Genomic DNA, 18222 nt, shown 5'->3' with positions numbered 1-18222 from the left:
CCCCCGTATGCGACCCGCACCGCGCCCGTATGCGACCCGCACCGCGCCCCCCGTAGGCGACCCCCGCCGCCCCCGTATGCGACCCCCGACGCCCCCGGAATAAAGATCCAAGGTCCCCGGTTTTGGGAGATGCGGTCGGCCCTGGCAGACTGGACCGTCGGTCCCGGTTCACGCCCCGCAGCCCGCGACGGCGACCCGGTGCCCTCCCGATACCTAGGAGAACCCCTTGAAGCGCGACATCCACCCCGAGTACGTCGAGACGCAGGTCAGCTGCACCTGTGGCGCGTCGTTCACGACCCGCAGCACCATCCAGTCCGGCACCATCCGTGCTGAGGTCTGCTCCGAGTGCCACCCGTTCTACACGGGCAAGCAGAAGATCCTCGACACCGGTGGCCGTGTGGCCCGCTTCGAGGCCCGCTTCGGCAAGGCTGCCGCCGGCTCCAAGAAGTAGCGAGCCCCCTAGGGCCTGTCCGGCGGATCCTGTCGGAGACGCGGGGCCTTGCAGCTGCACGCACCAGGCCCCGCTCACCGGCATCGAAGAGGTACGGCGGATTTCCTCCGACCTGATCCGCCGGACAGGCCCTAGCGCCGGTCCACGGCCACGCCCCCGCGAGGGGTGTGCCCGGGACCGGCGTTTTTGGTCGCCCGCCTTCCCTTCCCCACGCCGTAGCAGTATCAGGAGCCAAAAATGTTCGAGGCCGTCGAGGAACTCGTCGTCGAGCACGCAGACCTGGAGAAGAAGCTCGCCGATCCGTCGGTCCACGCCGACCAGGCCAACGCGCGCAAGCTGAACAAGCGCTACGCCGAACTCACCCCGATCGTCGCCACGTACCGCTCCTGGAAGCAGACCGGCGACGACATCGAGACCGCGCGTGAACTGGCCGCCGACGACCCCGACTTCGCCGCCGAGGTCAAGGAGCTGGACAAGCAGCGCGACGAGCTGACCGAGAAGCTGCGGCTGCTGCTCGTACCCCGGGACCCGTCCGACGACAAGGACGTCATCCTGGAGATCAAGGCCGGGGCCGGCGGGGACGAGTCCGCGCTCTTCGCGGGCGACCTGCTGCGCATGTACCTCCGGTACGCCGAGCGCGTCGGCTGGAAGACCGAGATCATCGACTCCACCGAGTCCGAGCTGGGCGGCTACAAGGACGTCCAGGTCGCCGTGAAGACCAAGGGCGGCCAGGGCGCGACGGAACCCGGTCAGGGCGTCTGGGCACGGCTGAAGTACGAGGGCGGTGTGCACCGCGTGCAGCGCGTGCCGGCCACCGAGTCGCAGGGCCGGATCCACACCTCCGCGGCCGGTGTCCTGGTCACGCCGGAGGCCGAGGAGGTCGACGTCGAGATCAACCCCAACGACCTGCGCATCGACGTCTACCGGTCCTCAGGACCCGGCGGGCAGTCCGTCAACACCACCGACTCCGCGGTGCGCATCACGCACCTGCCCACCGGAGTCGTCGCCTCCTGCCAGAACGAGAAGAGCCAGCTTCAGAACAAGGAGCAGGCCTTGCGTATCCTGCGCTCCAGGCTGCTCGCCGCGGCGCAGGAGGAGGCGGAGAAGGAGGCCGCCGACGCCCGCCGCAGCCAGGTCCGCACCGTCGACCGCTCCGAGAAGATCCGCACGTACAACTTCCCGGAGAATCGTCTCTCGGACCACCGCGTCGGCTTCAAGGCGTACAACCTGGACCAGGTCCTGGACGGCGACCTCGACGCGGTGATCCAGGCCTGCGTCGACGCGGACTCGGCCGCCAAGCTGGCAGCCGCATAAGAGGTACGAGTTACTACACGGAGGACCAGCGTGAACCTGCTGCTCGCCGAGGTGGCCCAGGCCGCCCAGCGGCTGGCCGACGCCGGCGTGCCCTCGCCGCGCAACGACGCGGAGGAACTCGCCGCGTTCGTGCACGGCGTGAAGCGGGGCGCGCTGCACTCCGTCAAGGACTCGGACTTCGACGCCCGCTACTGGGAGGTCATCGCCCGCCGGGAGCAGCGCGAACCGCTCCAGCACATCACCGGGCGGGCGTACTTCCGGTACCTCGAACTCCAGGTGGGTCCCGGCGTGTTCGTGCCGCGCCCGGAGACCGAGTCGGTGGTCGGGTGGGCCATAGACGCCGTGCGGGCCATGGACGTCGTCGAGCCCCGCATCGTCGACCTGTGCACCGGCTCCGGCGCCATCGCGCTCGCCCTCGCCCAGGAGGTCCCGCGCTCGCGCGTGCACGCCGTGGAGCTGTCCGAGGAGGCGCTCCAGTGGACCCGCAAGAACATGGCGGGCTCCCGGGTCGACCTGCGCCAGGGAGACGCCCTGGACGCCTTCCACGACCTCGACGGCCATGTCGACCTGGTCATCTCCAACCCCCCGTACATCCCGCTCACCGAGTGGGAGTACGTCGCCCCCGAGGCCCGCGACTACGACCCGGAACTGGCCCTGTTCTCCGGCGAGGACGGCCTGGACCTGATCCGGGGCATCGAACGCACCGCGCACCGGCTGCTGCGCCCCGGCGGTGTCGTCGTCATCGAGCACGCCGACACCCAGGGCGGCCAGGTGCCGTGGATCTTCACCGAGGAGCGGGGCTGGGCCGACGCGGCGGACCACCCGGACCTCAACAACCGCCCCCGCTTCGCGACCGCCCGCAAGGCGCTGCCGTGATCACCCCGCAGACTGTTTCCCGGAAGTCCCGGAGTTGCCGGAACCGGATGTCCTGGAAGTACGTGTACTTCGTGTACGAGGAGGCCCGCTAGACATGGCACGGCGATACGACACCAACGACGCGACCGACCGCGTGACGGGTCTGCGCGAGGCCGCGTCCGCCGTCCGCCGGGGCGAACTGGTGGTGCTGCCGACCGACACGGTGTACGGCATCGGCGCCGACGCGTTCACCTCGGAGGCGGTCGCCGACCTCCTCGACGCCAAGGGCCGGGGCCGCAACATGCCCACCCCGGTGCTCATCGGCTCCCCGAACACGCTCCACGGCCTGGTCACCGACTTCTCCGAGCTGGCCTGGGAACTGGTCGACGCGTTCTGGCCGGGCGCGCTCACCCTGGTCGCCAAGCACCAGCCGTCCCTCCAGTGGGACCTCGGGGACAGCCGGGGCACGGTCGCCGTGCGCATGCCACTGCACCCGGTCGCCATCGAACTGCTCACCGAGGTCGGTCCGATGGCCGTCTCCTCCGCCAACCTCACCGGCCACCCGTCGCCGGAGACCTGCGACGCCGCGCAGGAGATGCTCGGCGACTCCGTCTCCGTCTACCTCGACGGCGGCCCGACCCCGGGCAACGTGCCGTCCTCGATCGTCGACGTCACCCGTGAGGTTCCGCTGCTGCTGCGCGCGGGCGCGATCTCGGCGGAGGAGCTGCGCAAGGTCGTACCCGACCTCGAGGTGGCGAATTGACAGCCCCTGACGCGGGGCGTGGCATAGGCAACGGGGAGCGCGCGGCGGAGATCACGACCACGTTCGTGGGGCTGCCGCGCGACAGCTTCCGCATCCTCCACGTCAGCACCGGCAACGTGTGCCGCTCGCCGATCACCGAGCGGCTGAACCGTCATCTCGTGACGGACCGGCTCGGTACGTTCCTGGGCGGCGGGCTGATCGTGGAGAGCGCGGGCACCTGGGGCCACGAGGGGGCGCCCATGGAGGCCAACGCGGAGGCCGTGCTCGCCGAGTTCGGCGCGGACCCGTCCGGGTTCGTGGGCCGGGAACTCCTCGACGAGCACGTCATCCGGGCCGACCTGGTGCTGACGGCCACCCGCGACCACCGCCAGCAGGTCATCTCCATGGGCCACTCCGCGGGCCTGCGCACCTTCACGCTGAAGGAGTTCACCCGCCTGGTCCGCGCGATCGACCCGGCGACGCTGCCGCCGCTCTCGGAGGGCGTGGTGATCCGGGCCCGCGCGCTGGTCCGGGCGGCCGCCGCGCTGCGCGGGTGGCTGCTGGCACCGACGGCGGAGGCGGACGAGGTCTACGACCCGTACGGCGCCCCGCTGCCGTTCTTCCAGTCCATCGGCGACGAGATACACGAGGCCCTGGACCCGGTGGTCACGGCGCTCACCGGCGTCCCCGCGCGGATGTAGCCCCGGCGGCGGTACCGGCGGCACCACACCTGACCGCACCTGACCACACCCGTACGCGCATACCGCGCGTCCGCTCCGTACCGGGCCTACATTGGCTGTACGTCACCGTCGACCGCCCGGAGCCCGTCATGTCGGTCACCCCTACCCTCGACGAGGCCGATCTGCTGCTGCGCCGGCAGGACCCGGAGCTCGCCGAGCTCCTGCTGGGCGAGCTCACCCGGCAGTCGACGTCCTTGCAGCTGATCGCCGCCGAGAACTTCACCTCCCCGGCCGTGCTGGCCGCGCTCGGCTCGCCGCTCGCCAACAAGTACGCCGAGGGCTATCCGGGCGCCCGGCACCACGGTGGCTGCGAGATCGTGGACGTCGCCGAGCGGCTCGCCGTGGACCGCGCCAAGGCCCTGTTCGGCGCCGCGCACGCCAACGTCCAGTCCCACTCGGGGTCCTCCGCCGTGCTGGCCGCCTACGCCGCCCTGCTGCGCCCCGGGGACACCGTGCTCGCCCTCGGGCTGCCCTACGGCGGCCATCTCACCCACGGGTCCCCGGCCAACTTCTCCGGCCGCTGGTTCGACTTCATCGGGTACGGGGTGGACGCGGAGAGCGGGCTCGTCGACCACGACCAGGTGCGCGCGCTGGCCCGCGCCCACCGGCCCAAGGCGATCGTGTGCGGGTCCATCTCCTACCCCCGCCACCTCGACTACGCCGCCTTCCGCGAGATCGCCGACGAGACCGGCGCGTACCTGATCGCCGACGCCGCGCACCCGATCGGGCTGGTCGCCGGGGGAGCGGCGCCCAACCCGGTGCCGTACGCGGACGTGGTGTGCGCGACCACGCACAAGGTGCTGCGCGGGCCGCGCGGCGGGATGTTGCTGTGCGCGTCGCCCGAGCTGGCCGAGCGCCTGGACCGGGCGGTGTTCCCGTTCACCCAGGGCGGCGCGCAGATGCACACCATCGCCGCCAAGGCGGTGGCGTTCGGGGAGGCGGCGACACCGGCGTTCGCCGCGTACGCCCATCAGGTGGTCGCCAACGCGGGGGTCCTCGCCGCCGGCCTCGCCGACCAGGGGCTCGCGGTCACGACGGGCGGCACCGACACCCATCTGATCGCCGCCGACCCCGCCCCCCTCGGGGTGGAGGGGCGCGTCGCCCGTGGGCGGCTCGCCGCCGCCGGGATCGTCCTCGACTGCTGTGCTCTTCCCCACGGTGACGCGCGTGGGCTGCGGCTGGGTACGGCGGCCGTGACCACCCAGGGCATGGGGGCGCCGGAGATGGCCCGGATCGCGGTGCTGCTGGCGGCCGTGGTGCGCGGGGAGGCCCAGGTGGGGAGGGTGCGTGACGAGGTGCGTGAGCTCACCGGTAGATTTCCGCCGTATCCCCGTTGAGAGGGGGTAGGCGCAGCGTCGTACACACTGTTGTGCGCCCGGTTCACAGCCGCACGTGCAACCATCGTCGCTACCCGGAAGTCCCCATACATATGCGTCCCTCGCTAGGGTGTGGGGCTGTGATGGCCAGCGAGACCTGTGGGGAAGCCCGTGCGTGAATACCTGCTGACGCTCTGCATCACGGCCGCGGTGACGTATCTGCTGACAGGGCCGGTACGGAAGTTCGCGATCGTGGCCGGGGCCATGCCGGAGATCAGGGCCCGTGACGTGCACCGGGAACCCACTCCGCGGCTCGGCGGGATCGCCATGTTCTTCGGGCTGTGCGCGGGTCTGCTGGTCGCCGACCACATGACCAACCTCAACGAGGTCTTCGAGAAGTCCAACGAGCCGCGCGCGCTGCTCTCCGGCGCCGCGCTGATCTGGCTGATCGGAGTGCTCGACGACAAGTTCGAGATCGACGCCCTGATCAAGCTGGGCGGTCAGATGATCGCCGCGGGCGTCATGGTCATGCAGGGGCTGACGATCCTGTGGCTGCCCGTCCCCGGCGTCGGCAACGTGGCCCTGACCCCGTGGCAGGGCACGCTGCTGACGGTGGCCCTGGTCGTCATCACGATCAACGCGGTGAACTTCGTCGACGGCCTGGACGGCCTGGCCTCCGGCATGGTGTGCATCGCGGCCGCGGCGTTCTTCCTGTACGCCTACCGCATCTGGTACTCGTACGGCATCGAGGCCGCCGCACCGGCGACGCTGTTCGCGGCGATCCTGATGGGCATGTGCCTGGGCTTCCTGCCGCACAACATCCACCCGGCGCGGATCTTCATGGGCGACTCGGGCTCGATGCTGATCGGGCTGGTGCTGGCCGCGGGCGCGATCTCGATCACCGGTCAGGTCGACCCGGACGTGATGAACCTGTTCGCCGGATCCGAGCGCAACGCCGTGCACCAGACGGTGCCGGTGTACATCCCGCTGCTGCTGCCGCTGACCATCATCGCGGTGCCGGCCGCCGACCTGGTGCTGGCGATCGTGCGGCGCACCTGGCGCGGTCAGTCGCCGTTCGCGGCGGACCGCGGCCACCTGCACCACCGGCTGCTGGAGATCGGCCACTCGCACAGCAGGGCCGTGCTGATCATGTACTTCTGGTCGGCGCTGATCGGCTTCGGCACGCTGGCCTACTCGGTGAACTCGGCGTCCATGTGGATCGTGCTGGGTGTGGCGTTCTTCAGCGCGGTCGGCCTGGCGCTGCTCCTGCTGCCGCGCTTCACCCCGCGGGTCCCGCTGTGGGCGCAGGCCTTCGTGCCGCCCCGCTACCGGCGTCGCGGGGCCGCTCGGGCGGCCGAGGCGCCGGCCGCGGCAACTCCGCAGACGGCCGCGGCCGTTGCGGACCAGGAGTGCGAGGAGGAGGCCGTCGGAGACCGCTCCCCGGTACCCGCCGCGGTGGCCTCGGTCAACGGCGCGACAGCCATCGGAGGCCGCTCGCGCTTCCTGGACCGGCGCACCTCGGGAAGCTCCCGCTGACCCCGCCAAGGTAAGAATCTGACTAGAGCATTGCCAAGTCGTGGGGGAGCAAAGACCCCCAATACCAGACACAACGGCTCGGTTTTCGCTCAGACGGGCAGGTTCACTCTCATGTGTGACAGCGAGCACACCTACCAGGTAAAGACCTCATCAAATAGTTTGTGATACGGTTCACGAGAACCCCGGACAGAGCCGAAGGACGCAACCGCGTTGGTCCATTGGCGTGAGGCAGGCGTGAGGTTTTCGCCCCTCCGACCGGGACTACGCTCGTCCATGACGACACCTGCCCCCTGTGAAAGCGGAGTTGCCGCCATGCCGTCCAATGACGCCCGGATCCTGGCCCAGGCCGCCGTACCCACGGCCGCCGTCGGTGTGCTCGCTGCCGCCGTCAGCGCGGTTGTCGCGGGCGGCAAGGGTGCGATCGGGGCGCTCGTCGGGACGGTGATCGTGATCCTCTTCATGGGGATCGGCCTCTACGTCCTCCAGCGCACGGCCAGGTCCATGCCGCAGCTCTTCCAGATGATGGGCCTGATGCTCTACGCGGCCCAGCTCCTGCCGCTGGTCGTCTTCATGGCCGTGTTCAAGAACACGACGCTGTTCAACCCCCGGGCCTTCGCCATCACCCTCGTGGTCGCCACGCTCACGTGGATCGCCGCACAGACCCGCGCCCACATGAAGGCCAAGATCCTCTACGTCGAACCGGACAAGGCCGACAAGGCCGAGAAGACCGGGCATTCCTCGTGAGGGGTAGGGCCGGGATAAAGGCGTACGAGAGATCCTGCTATCGTCCGGTGCCAACTGCGGCATCGCGGGCGCGGGCATCTGAGCTGACGCCTGCTCAATCGCGAGGCGAGATGCCCCCCAGCCGCCCCCACATCCGTAACACCAGTCCCGTGCCGAACCGCGGCCCTGCGCCGCGCCGACACAACGAGGTTGCCGTACCCATGCGCCACGATGAAGGAGCCCGCGGTGAGTGCTGACCCGACGCAGACGCTCGCTTTCGACACGAGCTGTCACCTGTTCGACGGGTGTGGCTTCCCGGCTCCGGGCCTGCACTCGTTCCTGTTCAAGCCGCTCTTCGGCGACGCGGACAGCAGCGTGTACTTCAACAAGACGATGCTGCTGGCGCTGCTCGGGTCGATCATCATCGTGGGCTTCTTCTGGGCCGCCTTCGCACGTCCGAAGGTCGTCCCGGGCAAGCTCCAGATGATCGCCGAGACCGGCTACGACTTCGTCCGTCGCGGCGTCGTCTACGAGACCATCGGCAAGAAGGAAGGCGAGAAGTACGTCCCGTTCGTCGTCTCGCTGTTCTTCTTCATCTGGATGATGAACCTGTGGTCGATCATCCCGATCGCCCAGTTCCCGGTCACCGCGATCATCTCGTACCCCGCGGTCCTGGCCGGCCTCGTCTACATCACGTGGGTCGTCCTGACCTTCAAGCGCCAGGGTTTCGTCGGCTTCTTCAAGAACGTCACCGGCTACGACAAGACCCTCGGCGGGGTCCTCCCGCTGTCGATGACGATCGAGTTCTTCTCGAACCTCATCGTCCGGCCGTTCACCCACGCCGTACGACTCTTCGCGAACATGTTCGCCGGTCACACCCTGCTGCTGCTCTTCACGATCGCCAGCTGGTACATGCTGAACGGCATCGGCATCGCCTACTCCGGTGTCTCGTTCGTCATGGTCCTCGTGATGACCGCCTTCGAGCTCTTCATCCAGGCTGTCCAGGCGTACGTCTTCGTACTGCTGACTTGCAGCTACATCCAGGGCGCGCTCGCCGAGCACCACTGAGCGCCAACCCGAACACCCACCCAGACATCCGGTGGCCAACCCCCACCGGTCATTGAAAGAGAAGGAAGAACCGGCATGTCCGCTCTCGAAACCATTGCCGCCGGCGTCCAGATCAAGGGCAACCTCGGTTCCATCGGTTACGGCCTCGCGGCGATCGGCCCGGGCGTCGGTATCGGCATCATCTTCGGCAACGGCACCCAGGCGCTCGCCCGCCAGCCCGAGGCGGCCGGCCTCATCCGCGCCAACCAGATCCTCGGCTTCGCCTTCTGTGAGGCGCTCGCCCTGATCGGTCTGGTCATGCCGTTCGTCTACCCGACCTCCTGACCCGACCGTCGCGCACCAATAGACGAAAGGCACTGATATGAGCCACCTGGTTCAGCTGGCGGCGGAGAACCCTGAAAACCCCCTCCTGCCGCCGGTCCCGGAGCTCGTGATCGGCCTCATCGCCTTCGTCATCGTCTTCGGCTTCCTCGCCAAGAAGCTCCTTCCGAACATCAACAAGGTTCTGGAGCAGCGCCGCGAGGCGATCGAGGGCGGTATCGAGAAGGCCGAGGCCGCGCAGACCGAGGCCCAGAGCGTCCTTGAGCAGTACAAGGCCCAGCTCGCCGAGGCCCGGCACGAGGCCGCGCGCCTGCGCCAGGAGGCTCAGGAGCAGGGCGCCGCGCTCATCGCCGAGATGCGCGCCGAGGGCCAGCGGCAGCGTGAGGAGATCGTCGCCGCCGGTCACGCCCAGATCGAGGCCGACCGCAAGTCCGCCGCGCAGGCGCTGCGTCAGGACGTCGGCCACCTGGCCACCGACCTGGCCGGCAAGCTCGTCGGCGAGTCCCTCGAGGACCACGCCCGGCAGAGCCGTGTCATCGACCGCTTCCTCGACGAGCTCGAGGAGAAGGCCGAGGCGGCTCGATGACAGCGCACGGAGCGAGCCGCGAGGCCCTGGCAGCCGGACGCGAGCGTCTCGACGCGCTGACGGACTCCACGTCCGTGGACGCGACGCGGCTCGCCGACGAGCTGGCGGCCGTCACGGCGCTGCTCGACCGTGAGGCAGGCCTGCGCCGGGTCCTCACCGACCCGGCGCAGCCCGGCGAGGCCAAGGCCGAGCTGGTCCGGCGCCTGGTCGGCGGCCAGGTCTCCGAGACCACCGCCGACGTGGTCGCCGGTCTGGTCCGGTCCCGCTGGTCGCAGCCCCGCGACCTGGTGGACGCGCTGGAGGAGCTGGCGAACATCGCCGACCTCACCGCCGCGCAGAAGTCGAACACGCTGGACGACGTGGAGGACGAGCTGTTCCGGTTCGGCCGGATCGTCTCCTCCAGCACCGAGCTGCGTGCCGCGCTCACCGACCGGAAGGCCACCGCCGCCGCCAAGGTCGAGCTGCTGCACCGGCTGCTCGGGGGCCGCGCCAAGCCGGTCACCGAGCGTCTGGTCACGCGCCTTGTGACCGCGCCGCGGGGACGTAGCCTGGAAGCGGGCCTGGAGGCCCTGTCCAAGCTCGCCGCGGAGCGCCGCAGCCGCGTCGTCGCCGTCGTCACGTCGGCGGTGCCGCTGAGCGAGCCGCAGAAGCAGCGCCTGGGCGCCGCCCTCGCGAAGCTCTACGGCCGCACGATGCACCTCAACCTCGACGTCGACCCCGCGGTCGTCGGAGGGATCCGGGTGCAGGTCGGTGACGAGGTCATCAACGGTTCGATCGCGGACCGGCTCGAGGACGCGGCCCGCCGCATGGCGAGCTAGTACCCAACTCAAGAGTCAGTACGTACTTACGGCCCTGGTTGGGCCGGTGTGCAGAAGAATCCTGGGGGTCGCCCCCAGACCCCCCAAGTGAAACTTCGGGCCCAACAAGGAGAGCAGGGAACCCAGATGGCGGAGCTCACGATCCGGCCGGAGGAGATCCGGGACGCGCTGGAGAACTTCGTCCAGTCGTACAAGCCGGACGCGGCCTCGCGCGAGGAGGTCGGTACGGTCACCCTTGCCGGCGACGGCATCGCGAAGGTCGAGGGTCTTCCCTCGGCCATGGCCAACGAACTGCTGAAGTTCGAGGACGGCACCCTCGGCCTCGCGCTGAACCTGGAAGAGCGCGAGATCGGCGCCATCGTCCTCGGTGAGTTCAGCGGCATCGAGGAGGGTCAGCCGGTGCAGCGCACCGGTGAGGTCCTCTCCGTCGCGGTCGGCGAGGGCTACCTCGGCCGCGTCGTCGACCCGCTCGGCAACCCGATCGACGGCCTCGGCGAGATCGAGACGTCCGGCCGCCGCGCCCTGGAGCTTCAGGCTCCGGGCGTCATGGCCCGTAAGTCGGTGCACGAGCCGATGGAGACCGGCTACAAGGCCGTCGACGCGATGACCCCGGTCGGCCGCGGCCAGCGTCAGCTGATCATCGGCGACCGCCAGACCGGCAAGACCGCCCTGGCCGTCGACACGATCATCAACCAGCGCGACAACTGGCGCTCGGGCGACCCGAAGAAGCAGGTCCGCTGCGTCTACGTCGCCATCGGCCAGAAGGGCTCGACCATCGCCTCCGTGCGTGGCGCCCTGGAAGAGGCCGGCGCGCTGGAGTACACGACCATCGTCGCCGCCCCGGCGTCCGACCCGGCCGGCTTCAAGTACCTGGCGCCGTACACCGGTTCGGCCATCGGCCAGCACTGGATGTACGACGGCAAGCACGTCCTCATCATCTTCGACGACCTCTCGAAGCAGGCCGACGCCTACCGCGCCGTGTCCCTGCTGCTGCGCCGCCCGCCGGGCCGTGAGGCCTACCCGGGTGACGTCTTCTACCTGCACTCCCGTCTCCTGGAGCGCTGCGCCAAGCTCTCCGACGACATGGGCGCCGGTTCGATGACGGGTCTGCCGATCGTCGAGACCAAGGCCAACGACGTCTCGGCGTTCATCCCGACCAACGTCATCTCCATCACCGACGGCCAGTGCTTCCTGGAGTCGGACCTGTTCAACGCCGGTCAGCGCCCCGCGCTGAACGTCGGTATCTCCGTCTCCCGAGTCGGTGGTTCCGCGCAGCACAAGGCGATGAAGCAGGTCTCCGGCCGGCTGCGTCTGGACCTCGCCCAGTACCGCGAGCTGGAGGCGTTCGCCGCCTTCGGTTCCGACCTGGACGCCGCGTCGAAGTCGCAGCTGGAGCGTGGCCAGCGTCTGGTCGAGCTGCTCAAGCAGGCTCAGTACCAGCCGATGTCCACCGAGGACCAGGTCGTCTCCGTGTGGGCCGGCACCACCGGCAAGATGGACGACGTCCCGGTCTCCGACATCCGCCGCTTCGAGAAGGAGCTGCTCGAGTACCTGCACCGCAAGGAGCAGGGCCTCATGACCTCCATCAAGGAGGGCGGCAAGATGTCGGACGACACCCTCACCGCTGTTGCCGACGCGATCGCCGACTTCAAGAAGCAGTTCGAGACCTCGGACGGCAAGCTTCTCGGCGAGGACGCCCCGGCCGCGGCCAAGTGACGTAAGGAAGGGACCTGACTCATGGGAGCCCAGCTCCGGGTCTACAAGCGTCGCATCCGATCCGTCACCGCGACCAAGAAGATCACCAAGGCGATGGAGATGATCGCCGCCTCGCGTGTCGTCAAGGCGCAGCGCAAGGTGCGGGCCTCCGCGCCGTACGCGACCGAGCTCACCCGCGCGGTCACGGCGGTCGGTACCGGCTCCAACACCAAGCACCCGCTGACCACTGAGGCGGACGCGCCGACGCGTTCCGCGGTGCTGCTCCTCACGAGCGACCGCGGTCTGGCCGGCGCCTTCAACTCCAACGCCATCAAGGCCGCCGAGCAGCTGACGGCGCGCCTCGAGGCGGAGGGCAAGGAGGTCGACACGTACATCGTCGGCCGCCGCGGTCTGGCCCACTACAACTTCCGCGAGCGCAAGGTCGTGGAGTCGTGGTCGGGCTTCACCGACGAGCCCTCGTACGCGGACGCCAAGAAGGTCGCGGCGCCGCTGATCGAGGCCATCGAGACGGAGACGGCGGACGGCGGGGTGGACGAACTCCACATCGTCTACACCGAGTTCGTGTCGATGATGACGCAGACGGCGCTCGACGCCCGGCTGCTGCCGCTGCGCCTCGACGAGGTCGCGGAGGAGGGCGCCGCCAAGGGCGACGAGATCCTCCCGCTGTACGACTTCGAGCCCTCGGCGGAGGACGTCCTCGACGCCCTGCTGCCGCGCTACGTGGAGAGCCGTATCTACAACGCGCTGCTCCAGTCGGCGGCTTCGAAGCACGCCGCCACGCGGCGTGCGATGAAGTCGGCCACCGACAACGCGGGCGAGCTGATCAACACGCTCTCCCGTCTTGCCAACGCGGCCCGCCAGGCCGAAATCACCCAGGAAATCAGCGAGATCGTCGGTGGCGCCAGCGCCCTGGCCGACGCGACCGCGGGGAGTGACCGATAAATGACCACTGTTGAGACCGCGACGGCCACGGGCCGCGTCGCCCGGGTCATCGGCCCGGTCGTCGACGTGGAGTTCCCCGTCGACGCGATGCCGGACATCTACAACGCCCTTCACGTCGAGGTGGCCGACCCGGCCAACGCCGGCGAGAAGAAGACGCTGACCCTGGAGGTCGCCCAGCACCTGGGTGACGGCCTGGTCCGCACCATCTCCATGCAGCCCACCGACGGTCTGGTCCGCCAGGCCCCGGTCACCGACACCGGCGACGGCATCACCGTCCCGGTCGGCGACTTCACCAAGGGCAAGGTGTTCAACACCCTCGGCGAGGTGCTGAACGTCGACGAGCAGTACACGGGCGAGCGCTGGTCCATCCACCGCAAGGCCCCGAACTTCGACGAGCTCGAGTCGAAGACCGAGATGTTCGAGACCGGCGTCAAGGTCATCGACCTTCTCACCCCGTACGTCAAGGGTGGAAAGATCGGTCTGTTCGGCGGTGCCGGTGTCGGCAAGACGGTGCTCATCCAGGAGATGATCTACCGCGTCGCCAACAACCACGACGGTGTCTCCGTGTTCGCCGGTGTCGGCGAGCGCACCCGTGAGGGCAACGACCTCATCGAGGAGATGGCCGACTCGGGCGTCATCGACAAGACCGCCCTGGTCTTCGGCCAGATGGACGAGCCCCCGGGCACCCGTCTGCGCGTCGCGCTGGCCGGCCTCACCATGGCCGAGTACTTCCGTGACGTCCAGAAGCAGGACGTGCTGTTCTTCATCGACAACATCTTCCGCTTCACGCAGGCCGGTTCCGAGGTCTCGACCCTGCTCGGCCGGATGCCCTCCGCGGTGGGCTACCAGCCGAACCTGGCCGACGAGATGGGTCTCCTCCAGGAGCGCATCACCTCGACCCGTGGTCACTCGATCACCTCGATGCAGGCGATCTACGTCCCCGCGGACGACCTGACCGACCCGGCCCCGGCCACCACCTTCGCCCACCTCGACGCGACGACGGTGCTGTCCCGTCCGATCTCGGAGAAGGGCATCTACCCGGCCGTGGACCCGCTGGACTCCACGTCCCGGATCCTGGACCCGCGCTACATCGCGGCGGACCACTACAACACCGCGATGCGCGTGAAGACGGTCCTCCAGAAGTACAAGGACCTCCAGGACATCATCGCGATCCTCGGTATCGACGAGCTGGGCGAGGAGGACAAGCTCACCGTCCACCGTGCCCGTCGCGTGGAGCGCTTCCTGTCCCAGAACACCCACGTCGCGAAGCAGTTCACCGGCGTCGACGGTTCGGACGTCCCGCTGGACGAGTCGATCGCGGCCTTCAACGCGATCATCGACGGCGAGTACGACCACTTCCCGGAGCAGGCGTTCTTCCTGTGCGGTGGCATCGAGGACCTGAAGGCCAACGCCAAGGAGCTGGGCGTCTCCTGAGCCCGTGCTCTGACTGAGGGGGCGGGTGCGTCCCGCCCCCTCTCTCACGCCCATTAGAATTGACCCCAACACCCGGCACCCCCTGCCGGGTGGTGACCCGAGGAGCCACCTTGGCTGCTGAGCTGCACGTCGCGCTGGTCGCGGCCGACCGAGAGGTCTGGTCCGGCGAGGCCACCCTGGTCGTCGCGCGCACCACGTCCGGCGACATCGGCGTCATGCCCGGTCACCAGCCGCTGCTCGGTGTGCTGGAGTCGGGCCCGGTGACCATCCGTACGAGTGATGGTGGAACGGTCGTCGCCGCGGTGCACGGCGGTTTCATCTCGTTCGCGGACAACAAGCTGTCGCTGCTGGCCGAGGTCGCCGAGCTGTCGGACGAGATCGACGTCCAGCGCGCGGAGCGGGAGCTGGAGCGCGCGAAGGCGGAGGGCGACGCCACCGCCGAGCGGCGCGCCGACGTCCGCCTGCGGGCGGCGACCGCACGCTGACACCGCACGCTGTGCGATGACGCCATTCAGCCGCGGCTGGGACCTTCGGGTCCCAGCCGCGGCTGAGGTAGATCTGGGTCTTTTTACGTTCCATTACCTAGGAGACGGGGAGGTCGGTGCCGATGGTCCTCGCTCTGACTGTGGCCGGAATCGTGGTCGCGCTGGTGGTGGTGGGACTCTTCCTCTTCGGCCTGCGCCGCAGACTGATCCAGCGCTCCGGCGGCACCTTCGACTGTTCCCTGCGCTGGGACGTCCCCGAGAAACCCGACGCCAGCGGCAAGGGCTGGAGCTACGGCGTCGCCCGCTACAACGGGGACAGCGTCGAGTGGTACCGCGTCTTCTCCTACGCCTACCGCCCCCGCCGGGTCCTGGAGCGGGCCCAGATCGAGGTGGCCGGCCGCCGGCTCCCCGACGGCGAGGAGGAGCTGGCCCTGCTCTCCGACGCGGTGATCCTCGCCTGTGCCCACCGGGGCACCCGCCTCGAACTCGCGATGAGCGAAGACGCGCTGACCGGATTCCTCGCGTGGCTGGAAGCAGCCCCGCCCGGTCAGCGCGTCAACGTCGCTTAGGGGTACTTTCTACCCCTGGTGCTTTCTACCCCTGGTGCTTTTCACGACAGCCCGGAGTTGATGGCGCCCACCAGCTCACCGTCACTCGTGTCGCCGCTGAACTCCCAGAAGAACGCGCCGCCGAGACCCTGGGACTTGGCCCAGCTCATCTTCCCGGCGATCGTCGACGGGGTGTCGTACGACCACCAGTTGCTGCCGCAGTGCGCGTAGGCCGTGCCCGCGATCGTGCCGGTGGCCGGGCAGGACGTCTTGAGGACCTTGTAGTCCTCGATGCCCTGCTCGTACGTGCCCGCCGCCGGTCCGGTGGCCGTCCCGCCGGGCGCGTCCTGGGTGACCCCGGTCCAGCCGCGGCCGTAGAACCCGATGCCGATCAGCAGCTTGCTCGCGGGTACGCCCTGCGCCTTGAACTTGGCCATGGCGTCGGCCGTGTCGAAGCCGGCGGTCGGGATGCCGGAGTACGAGGTGAGCGGGGAGTGCGGGGCCGTCGGCCCGGTGCCGGCCCAGGCGCCGAAGAAGTCGTACGACATCACGTTGTACCAGTCGACGTACTGGGAGGCGCCCGCGTAGTCGGTGGCGTCGATCTTGCCGCCGGCGGAGCCGTCGGCCGTGGTGGCGGCGGTGACGAGGTTGCCGGTGCCGAACTTGGCGCGCAGTGCGGACATCAGGTTCTTGAAGGCCGCCGAGCCGCTGGTGTCACAGCTCAGCCCGCACGCGTTCGGGTACTCCCAGTCGATGTCGATGCCGTCGAAGACATCGGCCCAGCGAGGGTCCTCGACCAGGTTGTAGCAGGAGTTCGCGAACGCGGTCGGGTTGGCCGCCGCCTGCGCGAAACCGCCGGACCAGGTCCAGCCGCCGAAGGACCACAGGATCTTGATGTTCGGGTACTTGGCCTTCAGCTCGCGCAGCTGGTTGAAATTGCCGGCCAGCGGCTGGTCCCAGGTGTCGGCGACGCCGCTGACCGACTGGTCGGCGGTGAAGGTCTTCTGGTAGTCGGCGTAGGCGTCACCGATCGCGCACTGGCCGTTGGTCACGTTGCCGAAGGCGTAGTTGATGTGCGTGATCTTGGCCGCGGAGCCGGACGTCACCAGGTTCTTGACCTGGTAGTTGCGCCCGTAGATGCCCCACTCGGTGAAATAGCCGAGCTTGACCTTGGAGCCGGTGGTCGGGGGAGTGGTCGTACCGCCGGTGGTGTGCACCGCGGCCGCGCCGCTGACCGGGCCGGTCTGGTTCGCGGTGTCCCGGGCCTGGACGGTGTACGAGTAGTCGGTGCCGGCGGTGAGACCCGTGTCGGTGTACGAGGTGGTGGTCACCGTGGAGACGACCTTGCCGTCGCGCAGCACGTCGTAGTTCTTGACGCCCTTGTCGTCGGTGGCCGCGGACCAGCTCAGCTTCACCGAGGTGTCGGTGATGCCCGAGGCGGTGGGGGTGCCGGGCGCGGACGGGGCCGAGTCGCCGGGGGTGGTGGTTCCCCCGTCACAGCTCCCGCCGTTGACGAGGCAGTTGCTCGGCGATCCGGATCCGGCTCCGTTGAAGCCGAAGGAGACGGAGGCGCCGGGGGCGAGGGTGCCGTTGTAGGACTTGTTCCTGGCGGTCCAGTGGGTGCCGGAAGAGGTGACGTCGGCATCCCAGGCGGAGGTCACCGAGGTCCCGGAGGGGAAGTCCCACTCGACGGTCCAGGAGCTGATCGAGGCGGTACCGGTGTTCTTGACGGTCCACTGGCCGCCGAACCCGGTGCCCCAGTCCGAGGTCTTGCTGAAGGTGGCGGTCGCGGCCGTCGCGGCCTGGGCGGGGCTCGCGAGCCCGACCAGGCCGGCCAGGGGGAGCAACAGGGTCGCGAACCCTGCCGCGGCTCTGTGTCTGAAGCGCATGCTGCGCCTCCCTCTTCATCGAGAATGACGTGAGCATGACTGAGCCTTCATGCCCATGGTGCCGCGAGAATAGAAAGGTCTGGACCACCGGTCAATAGGTCTGGACCACTCTGTATACGGGCTGTCAGATTCCCGACTCCCCCTGCCGGTACGGCCGCTAGCGCTCCCCGCCCGGTACCCACAGCACGTCCCCGGTGTCCTTGTTGGCCGTCCTGGCCAGGATGAACAGCAGGTCCGACAGGCGGTTCAGGTAGGTCGCCGTGAGCGGGTTCATCACCTCGCCGTGCACCTCCAGCGCCGCCCAGGTCGACCGCTCCGCCCGGCGCACCACCGTGCAGGCCTGGTGGAGCAGGGCCGCGCCCGGCGCGCCGCCCGGCAGGATGAAGGAACGCAGCTTCTCCAGCCGTTCGTTGAAGCGGTCGCAGTCCGCCTCCAGCCGGTCGACGTAGAACTGCTCGACCCGCAGCGGCGGGAACTGCGGGTTCTCCACCACCGGCGTCGACAGGTCCGCGCCCACGTCGAACAGGTCGTTCTGCACCCGGGTGAGCACCGCGACGATCTCCTCGTCCAGCCCGCCCAGCGCGATCGCCGTCCCGATCACCGCGTTCGCCTCGTTGGCGTCGGCGTAGGCCGCGATCCGGAGATCGGTCTTGGCGACCCGGCTCATGTCCCCGAGGGCGGTGGTGCCCTGGTCGCCGGTCCTGGTGTAGATGCGCGTCAGATTGACCATGCGACCAG

19 protein-coding genes are annotated in these 18222 nt (G+C 69.2%); 17 read left to right on the top strand and 2 right to left on the bottom strand.

Annotation, left to right across the window (positions count from 1 at the left end):
• The first annotated feature begins 226 nt into the window (after positions 1-226).
• The 17 genes from rpmE to AAW13_RS36505 all read left to right on the top strand — a co-directional run bounded on the left by rpmE (position 227) and on the right by AAW13_RS36505 (position 15616).
• Positions 227-451, top strand: a complete 225-nt coding sequence (gene rpmE, locus AAW13_RS36585) for a 50S ribosomal protein L31 (RefSeq protein WP_030672379.1) — start codon at positions 227-229, stop codon at positions 449-451.
• A 237-nt stretch (positions 452-688) separates the two neighbouring features.
• The gene (prfA, locus tag AAW13_RS36580; RefSeq protein WP_046730650.1) at positions 689-1765 is read left to right on the top strand and encodes a peptide chain release factor 1; all 1077 of its coding nucleotides are present in this window, start codon (positions 689-691) and stop codon (positions 1763-1765) included.
• Between the two features lie 30 nt (positions 1766-1795).
• A complete protein-coding gene (gene prmC, locus AAW13_RS36575; protein WP_046730649.1) occupies positions 1796-2641 on the top strand; it encodes a peptide chain release factor N(5)-glutamine methyltransferase in 846 nt (281 codons plus the stop codon).
• Positions 2642-2735: 94 nt separating this feature from the next.
• On the top strand, positions 2736-3383 hold the full coding sequence (locus tag AAW13_RS36570) for an L-threonylcarbamoyladenylate synthase (protein WP_046730648.1): 648 nt from the start codon (positions 2736-2738) through the stop codon (positions 3381-3383).
• Positions 3380-4063 carry an arsenate reductase/protein-tyrosine-phosphatase family protein gene (locus tag AAW13_RS36565; protein ID WP_046730647.1) on the top strand — a complete coding sequence of 228 codons (684 nt, stop codon included), beginning with the start codon at positions 3380-3382 and terminating at the stop codon, positions 4061-4063. Before AAW13_RS36570 ends, AAW13_RS36565 begins: the two co-directional genes overlap by 4 nt.
• Positions 4064-4191: 128 nt before the next feature.
• Positions 4192-5439 (top strand): serine hydroxymethyltransferase, encoded by a 1248-nt coding sequence (locus tag AAW13_RS36560; protein WP_046730646.1) that lies wholly within the window; start codon positions 4192-4194, stop codon positions 5437-5439.
• A gap of 150 nt (positions 5440-5589) precedes the next feature.
• Positions 5590-6954 (top strand): MraY family glycosyltransferase, encoded by a 1365-nt coding sequence (locus AAW13_RS36555; protein ID WP_046730645.1) that lies wholly within the window; start codon positions 5590-5592, stop codon positions 6952-6954.
• A gap of 312 nt (positions 6955-7266) precedes the next feature.
• Positions 7267-7698 carry a Cg1360 family ATP-synthase-associated protein gene (locus AAW13_RS36550; RefSeq protein ID WP_046730644.1) on the top strand — a complete coding sequence of 144 codons (432 nt, stop codon included), beginning with the start codon at positions 7267-7269 and terminating at the stop codon, positions 7696-7698.
• A 210-nt stretch (positions 7699-7908) separates the two neighbouring features.
• Positions 7909-8745, top strand: a complete 837-nt coding sequence (atpB, locus tag AAW13_RS36545) for a F0F1 ATP synthase subunit A (protein ID WP_046730643.1) — start codon at positions 7909-7911, stop codon at positions 8743-8745.
• Positions 8746-8820: 75 nt separating this feature from the next.
• Entirely contained in the window at positions 8821-9069 is a 249-nt protein-coding gene (atpE, locus tag AAW13_RS36540) for an ATP synthase F0 subunit C (protein ID WP_046730642.1), read from the top strand.
• A 37-nt stretch (positions 9070-9106) separates the two neighbouring features.
• Positions 9107-9652: a F0F1 ATP synthase subunit B gene (locus AAW13_RS36535; protein WP_046730641.1), complete on the top strand. Its 546-nt coding sequence runs from the start codon at positions 9107-9109 to the stop codon at positions 9650-9652.
• Positions 9649-10470: a F0F1 ATP synthase subunit delta gene (locus AAW13_RS36530; RefSeq protein ID WP_046730640.1), complete on the top strand. Its 822-nt coding sequence runs from the start codon at positions 9649-9651 to the stop codon at positions 10468-10470. The genes AAW13_RS36535 and AAW13_RS36530 overlap by 4 nt, the downstream gene beginning before the upstream one ends.
• Before the next feature lie 126 nt (positions 10471-10596).
• On the top strand, positions 10597-12186 hold the full coding sequence (atpA, locus tag AAW13_RS36525; protein ID WP_046730639.1) for a F0F1 ATP synthase subunit alpha: 1590 nt from the start codon (positions 10597-10599) through the stop codon (positions 12184-12186).
• A 21-nt stretch (positions 12187-12207) separates the two neighbouring features.
• Positions 12208-13128, top strand: a complete 921-nt coding sequence (locus AAW13_RS36520; RefSeq protein WP_046730638.1) for a F0F1 ATP synthase subunit gamma — start codon at positions 12208-12210, stop codon at positions 13126-13128.
• Complete coding sequence (gene atpD / locus AAW13_RS36515) at positions 13129-14562, top strand: F0F1 ATP synthase subunit beta (protein WP_046730637.1); 1434 nt, start codon at positions 13129-13131, stop codon at positions 14560-14562.
• A gap of 110 nt (positions 14563-14672) precedes the next feature.
• Entirely contained in the window at positions 14673-15047 is a 375-nt protein-coding gene (locus AAW13_RS36510; RefSeq protein ID WP_046730636.1) for a F0F1 ATP synthase subunit epsilon, read from the top strand.
• A gap of 122 nt (positions 15048-15169) precedes the next feature.
• Complete coding sequence (locus AAW13_RS36505) at positions 15170-15616, top strand: DUF2550 domain-containing protein (protein WP_046730635.1); 447 nt, start codon at positions 15170-15172, stop codon at positions 15614-15616.
• Positions 15617-15657: 41 nt separating this feature from the next.
• Here the strand turns inward: AAW13_RS36505 and AAW13_RS36500 are convergent, their stop codons facing one another.
• Together AAW13_RS36500 and AAW13_RS36495 are read right to left on the bottom strand one after the other, a co-directional pair.
• Positions 15658-17484: a glycoside hydrolase family 18 chitinase gene (locus AAW13_RS36500; RefSeq protein ID WP_046730634.1), complete on the bottom strand. Its 1827-nt coding sequence runs from the start codon at positions 17482-17484 to the stop codon at positions 15658-15660.
• Positions 17485-17641: 157 nt separating this feature from the next.
• Positions 17642-18214 carry a cob(I)yrinic acid a,c-diamide adenosyltransferase gene (locus AAW13_RS36495; protein WP_046730633.1) on the bottom strand — a complete coding sequence of 191 codons (573 nt, stop codon included), beginning with the start codon at positions 18212-18214 and terminating at the stop codon, positions 17642-17644.
• Positions 18215-18222 lie beyond the last annotated feature (8 nt).

It is taken from the genome of Streptomyces humi (genome assembly GCF_001005085.2).
Lineage (GTDB): Bacteria > Actinomycetota > Actinomycetes > Streptomycetales > Streptomycetaceae > Streptomyces > Streptomyces humi.
The sequence above is the reverse complement of the archived record's forward strand: the minus strand, read 5'-3'. Positions and strand labels throughout refer to the sequence as shown.

Coding starts and splice junctions, on each gene's coding strand:
- prfA (WP_046730650.1), top strand. CDS start 689: ATGTTCGAGGCCGTCGAGGAACTCGTCGTCGAGCACGCAGACCTGGAG.
- AAW13_RS36570 (WP_046730648.1), top strand. CDS start 2,736: ATGGCACGGCGATACGACACCAACGACGCGACCGACCGCGTGACGGGT.
- AAW13_RS36560 (WP_046730646.1), top strand. CDS start 4,192: ATGTCGGTCACCCCTACCCTCGACGAGGCCGATCTGCTGCTGCGCCGG.
- AAW13_RS36550 (WP_046730644.1), top strand. CDS start 7,267: ATGCCGTCCAATGACGCCCGGATCCTGGCCCAGGCCGCCGTACCCACG.
- atpB (WP_046730643.1), top strand. CDS start 7,909: ATGAAGGAGCCCGCGGTGAGTGCTGACCCGACGCAGACGCTCGCTTTC.
- atpE (WP_046730642.1), top strand. CDS start 8,821: ATGTCCGCTCTCGAAACCATTGCCGCCGGCGTCCAGATCAAGGGCAAC.
- AAW13_RS36535 (WP_046730641.1), top strand. CDS start 9,107: ATGAGCCACCTGGTTCAGCTGGCGGCGGAGAACCCTGAAAACCCCCTC.
- AAW13_RS36530 (WP_046730640.1), top strand. CDS start 9,649: ATGACAGCGCACGGAGCGAGCCGCGAGGCCCTGGCAGCCGGACGCGAG.
- atpA (WP_046730639.1), top strand. CDS start 10,597: ATGGCGGAGCTCACGATCCGGCCGGAGGAGATCCGGGACGCGCTGGAG.
- AAW13_RS36520 (WP_046730638.1), top strand. CDS start 12,208: ATGGGAGCCCAGCTCCGGGTCTACAAGCGTCGCATCCGATCCGTCACC.
- atpD (WP_046730637.1), top strand. CDS start 13,129: ATGACCACTGTTGAGACCGCGACGGCCACGGGCCGCGTCGCCCGGGTC.
- AAW13_RS36505 (WP_046730635.1), top strand. CDS start 15,170: ATGGTCCTCGCTCTGACTGTGGCCGGAATCGTGGTCGCGCTGGTGGTG.
- AAW13_RS36500 (WP_046730634.1), bottom strand. CDS start 17,484: ATGCGCTTCAGACACAGAGCCGCGGCAGGGTTCGCGACCCTGTTGCTC.
- AAW13_RS36495 (WP_046730633.1), bottom strand. CDS start 18,214: ATGGTCAATCTGACGCGCATCTACACCAGGACCGGCGACCAGGGCACC.